This is a genomic window from Adlercreutzia sp. CNCM I-6207 (assembly GCF_977072305.1).
Genome location: NZ_CDRVLZ010000025.1, coordinates 21,939 through 27,069 on the forward strand (window position 1 = coordinate 21,939; position 5,131 = coordinate 27,069).

The window sequence follows — 5,131 nt, forward strand, 5'->3', positions numbered from 1 at the left end:
GCCCGTCCACGGCCATGAGCCTGCGATGGAGCCAGAAGCTGGACGGTCGCTGGTACTATTTCGACTCTGCTTCTCGAATGACGAAGGGCATTGTTACCTGGAAAGATGGCACGAAAAGCTACTATGATTCTCGAGGTCGAGAGACAGGGGGCTGGGTTCAGTCTGATGGTGCTTGGTATTACTTCGATTGGTCTGACGGGAAAGCGGTTCGCTGGCATCAAAAGATTGATGGTCATTGGTACTATTTCGACTCGGATTACCAGATGCACACAGGCTGGCTGAAGTGGGACGGCGTGCAGAAGTGGTCGTACTTCTACAGCAATGGCCAGCAAGCTTTCGGAACCCAGATCATCGGTGGTTACCGCTACGTTTTCGACAGCAATGGGGAAACGAGCACGAAGCCTGTCACTCTGCCTGCCGGTCAGCTGGCCATGTGGAACAAGGCTCAGAACTATTACAGCAATACCAATTACATTATCTTAGTTAATAGCCGCACGCATAAAGTGGGTGTCTTCCGTGGAAGTAGCTATAATTGGGAACCGGTGTGGTATTGGGATTGCACAACGGGCGCCCCTAGCTCCCCAACCGTCAAGGGGACCTTTACCGTAGGGTCTCGCGGTAAGTCGTTCGGCTCCGGTTATACCTGCTGGTACTGGACACAGTTCTACGGCAACTATCTGTTCCATTCGGTGTTGTACCAGCCAGGAAGCATGTCGCACATTCAGGATGGCCGTCTGGGCATCTCCGCCTCTCATGGGTGCGTGCGTCTTGACATCGAATGCGCAAGATGGATATATAACAATATTCCTCGCGGCACGCGAGTGGTATCCTATTAGCATTCCTTCAGGAGGGCGGGAGTATCGGTAAGGTCCGGGAGGTCGACGTCGATCTTCCGGACTTTTTCATGACGTCCCGAAGACGAAGAACGGATGGTCCTATGGTCGAGCGAGAGACAGAAGATCGCCATGGTGAAAAAGGTTATTTCGGTCACCCCCTTGCGGAGACGACTCGCAAGGGACGGTATGCTCTCGTTCTTTTAGGGGTTTGTGCGGTAGCCTTTGCGGGCGTGACGCTAACGCTAATCATGGCGGGGCGCTCGCTTGTTTGGGACACTGACGGGCGTCTGCTGTATTTCCCCTTTATGGTTGCAGAAGGGGAGTGGTTACGAGATATTGCTGCGTCGCTCTTGGCAGGGGATCTGACGGTTCCGCTGTACTCGTTCGATATCGGTTTTGGCGCAGACTGGCTTATTACGGCATCGGGAAATTCCAACGAGCCGATTAATTTTCTTGCGGCTTTGTGCCCGCCAGAAGCATCCGAGTGGCTCTACGATGCTCTTGTGTTCTTAAGGTTCTATCTAGCGGCCCTCACTTTTTCCTTCTATTGCTTTAGCCGTGGCAAAGGCAAAGGGGCGACGCTCGTGGGCGCGCTCTGCTACGTGCTCTGCGGATATGTGCTGTTCTGGGGGGTTTTGCGTCACCCGAATTTCATCGATTTCGCCATATTGCTTCCGCTCGTGTTCATGGGCGCCGATAAGCTGTTCGTAGGCAAGAACCCGCTTCTGCTTATTGCCTCCGTGGCAGGCATTTTCATGTACTCGATTTATTTCGCTTACATGACGTGTCTTTTCTTGCTTGCGTACTGCCTTATAACTTATTTTGTCTACCCTCGCGAGCGATCTGTGGGGGATTTCGCTTTATTGGCGGGCAAATTTGCCCTTTGCCTCCTTGCCGGCTTCGCATTGGTCGGTTTTTCGACGATACCGATGTTCATCACTCTTACCTCCATGGGCCGCGTTGGCATTGTGCGCGAGATCGCCTTCTTCCAGACGGCGGATTTCTACGAGAGTTTTGCCAGTGTGCTTTTGGGCAACCACGAGGCCCAGAACGCTTCGGTGTTGGGAGCGATTCCGGTTATTGCGATTTTGGCTCTTTTTGTCGCACGGGGCTCGATGGATGAACGCGAGCGACGGGCATGGGGGTGCGGGATCGCCCTGTGCCTCATCGGTGCTCTTGTTGCGAAGGTTGGCTCGGTTTTCAACGGCTTTGGTTACCCCACGGATCGATGGGAGGTTATTTTTGGCTTTTGCGCAGCGTACGCGGTTGTGCTCTTGGTGCCCGCAATCCCTCGCTTTTCGGCGCTTCAATGGAGGCGACTTACCGCGCTTGTTACCGTAGTGGCTGTTTGGGCCTTGGCTTACGCGTTCAAAGAGGGGACACTGCTGGGGTTTGCTACAGTGGTCATGTTTGCTGGCATTTACGGAGCATTGGCCCTGTGGGCCTTTTTCCGTCGACGCGCTGCGGGTTCCTCGCCGTCTTTGCCTCGGGTTTTGACTGAACGCTGCTTGCGTGCTTTGCTTATTCTTGCCGTCGTTGCCAATGCCACGGTTCACGTCGGTCTTTTCATGAGTCCGCTCGGCAGTTCCTACTACAAGGAATTCATCCGGACGGGTCATGTGTGGGGTACGCGAGAGCAGCTGGACCTCTCTCCGGCTCTCGACCAACTTGACGATGCCTATCGCATTAATCGAACCGATACCACCTATGGGCGCAATGGCAGCTTTGTGCACGGTTATAAAGGTTTCGACTTCTATTCGAGCTTTTACAATCAGGCCGTCGATGATTTTCGCCAATCGATGGGGTTGTCGGACGATGTGAAAAGCACGATGTTCGACGGAACGCGCCAGCGAGCGGCCCTCGATTACGTGCTCGGGGCCAAATATTACATTTCGTCCACCGAAGCCGCCGATTTGATTCCTGACGGCTATGTGAAGATAGCCGACTTGGGGGAGGCTCATAACGGATTGTCCTACGAGCTGTACGAGACCGACCGGGCTCTTCCCCTTGCTTTTACCTACGATTCGACTGTCACGCAGAAAGATTACGAGGGACTCGATTTGGTTCAACGCCAGGAGCTTCTTACTCGAGCGCTTGTTCTGGCGGTGGATGAGGCAGAAGGTACAGTTCCGCAGCTTGATACGCAGCGAGAGCGTCTTGGTGTCGTAGAGGCTGAGGGGGCCGCCGTCCAGAATGGACGCATCGTGGTCACAAAAAAGAACGCTTCGGTGACGTTTTCTCTCAGCGGGCGCGCTGGTTGCGAGACGTACCTGTGCTTCGAAGGGCTGCGTTTCCGCTCATTGCCTGTTTCGGATGCGGAGCGTCTTGCCGATGAACCGCAACTCGCTTCCGCTGACCTTGTCACGAATCCCTCCTTCGCCCCAGCGAAGACGTGTTGGGTTACGGTTTCGGATGGGGTTCGGGAAAGCTCTTTCGAAATAGCCACAAGCGCTAGTCCCAAATATGCGGGAAAGGAAGACTGGGCCGTGAATCTCGGCGCCGGCGATGATCCCGTCGCTTCGATTACGGTGACGTTTGGCGGCGTAGGGGTCTACGAGTTTGCCGAACTCTATGGCGCGACTCAGTCTGTCGAAGTTATTCGCGAGAACGCAGAGCGTCTGCGAGAGGGAAATGCCGCATCGGTGGTGTTCGAAAACGATGCTATGACGGTTTCCGTGGGGGCTGTTGATTCGGCCGCTGCGCGAGCGAATCGGGAGAAATCGCGCTACGTATTCGTATCTGTCCCGTATTCGGGGGGCTGGAGTGCTACGATGGACGGAGAACCAGTCGAGATACTGAAAGCGAACGTCGGCTTCATGGCTGTCGAGGTAGATGGCGAAGGCCATGAGCTGCGGTTCTCTTATGTAACGCCAGGGCTCGATTTGGGGCTGGCGAGTACGGGAGCTACTGTCGTGCTGTTGGGCACGTTCGAGTTGGGATGGATTCGTCGTCGGCGGACGGGGACGAATCTAAGAGGGATAGCTGAAAAGGAGCCTATCTGATGATTGACTTCAATGTTCCGCCCTATGTCGGTACGGAAATGGAGTATGTGCGGCAGTCGGCCGAAGACAACCATAAGATATGCGGCGATGGCCCTTTCACGAAACGCTGCCAGTCATGGCTCGAGGAACGTTTTTGTGCCGATAAGGTTTTGCTTACCACTAGCGGAACGACGGCGCTCGAGATGGCCGCCATGCTCTGTGATCTTGAGCCGGGAGACGAAGTGATCTTGCCAAGTTTTACCTTTTCGAGTACGGCGACGGCTTTTGTTCTCATGGGGGCGAAACTCGTGTTCGTCGATATCCTACCCGACACGAAGAATATCGATCCTGCTGCCATTGAGGCGGCCATCACCGAAAAGACTCGAGTTATCGTGCCCGTCCATTATGCGGGTGTTGCCTGCGACATGGACGAAATCATGGCTATCGCAAAGGCTCACGGTCTCCTCGTGGTTGAAGATGCCGCCCAGGGTGTTATGAGCACCTACAAGGGGAAGGCACTCGGTACCATCGGAGACTTTGGGTGTTATTCGTTCCACGAGACGAAAAATTATTCTATGGGAGAGGGCGGTGCCGTGCTCATCAATAATCCGGCCTATTGCGAGAGAGCCGAGATTATTCGCGAGAAGGGGACGAACCGCTCGAACTTCCTGCGCGGTCAGGTGGATAAGTACACGTGGGTCGATAAGGGGTCGAGCTATTTGCCCAGCGACATGAATGCCGCTTACCTTTGGGGCCAGCTTGAGGCGGCTCAAACCATATACGATGACCGTATGGCTACCTGGCATGCCTATAACGATGCTTTTGCCGACTTAGCGGCAGAAGGTCTTGTTGAACTGCCGGTCGTTCCGGACGATCGCGTTCAGAATGCCCACATGTACTATCTTCTGCTTCCGACATTGGAAGACCGGACAAGTTTCATCAGTTTCCTCAAAGAGGGCGGCGTGCAGGCCTGCTTTCATTACGTGCCTCTGCACAGCGCGCCAGCAGGAGAGCGGTTCGGATTGTTCCACGGCGAAGACGTGTACACGACAAAAGTGAGCGAGCGTCTGGTTCGTCTTCCGCTTTACTACGGAATGAGCGATGGGGATCGTGCTCGGGTTATCGAAGTGGTGCGGGCGTACTTCGGCAAGTAACTTCCAGCCTTGTACGGTGTGTGGGAGTGTTGACGATTCTCAATCAGGCGTAAATAAAGTAAATTTTGACAGTCAACCAGTATAGGGATTATCTCGCTTCCTCGAGCTGCGGAAACTCGCGTCGGCCATGAACAAATGGCGGAGCACCCTTTCCACTTTG

The 5,131-nt window shown here is 54.5% G+C and carries 3 protein-coding genes; all 3 read left to right on the plus strand.

Going from position 1 to position 5,131, the window contains the following annotated elements:
• The coding region (locus tag ACW4QM_RS10750) for a L,D-transpeptidase family protein (protein ID WP_451918267.1) at window positions 1-836 on the plus strand (836 nt) is incomplete at its 5' end.
• A gap of 101 nt (window positions 837-937) precedes the next feature.
• Complete coding sequence (locus tag ACW4QM_RS10755; protein ID WP_173113608.1) at window positions 938-3,838, plus strand: YfhO family protein; 2,901 nt, start codon at window positions 938-940, stop codon at window positions 3,836-3,838.
• Window positions 3,838-4,971, plus strand: coding sequence for a dTDP-4-amino-4,6-dideoxygalactose transaminase (rffA, locus tag ACW4QM_RS10760; RefSeq protein WP_114539812.1), 1,134 nt, complete (start codon window positions 3,838-3,840; stop codon window positions 4,969-4,971). The genes ACW4QM_RS10755 and rffA overlap by 1 nt, the downstream gene beginning before the upstream one ends.
• The last annotated feature ends 160 nt before the right edge of the window (window positions 4,972-5,131 follow it).

Excerpts from the sequence above, each read along its gene's own strand:
- ACW4QM_RS10755 (WP_173113608.1), top strand. The coding sequence starts at position 938 with ATGGTCGAGCGAGAGACAGAAGATCGCCATGGTGAAAAAGGTTATTTC.
- rffA (WP_114539812.1), top strand. The coding sequence starts at position 3,838 with ATGATTGACTTCAATGTTCCGCCCTATGTCGGTACGGAAATGGAGTAT.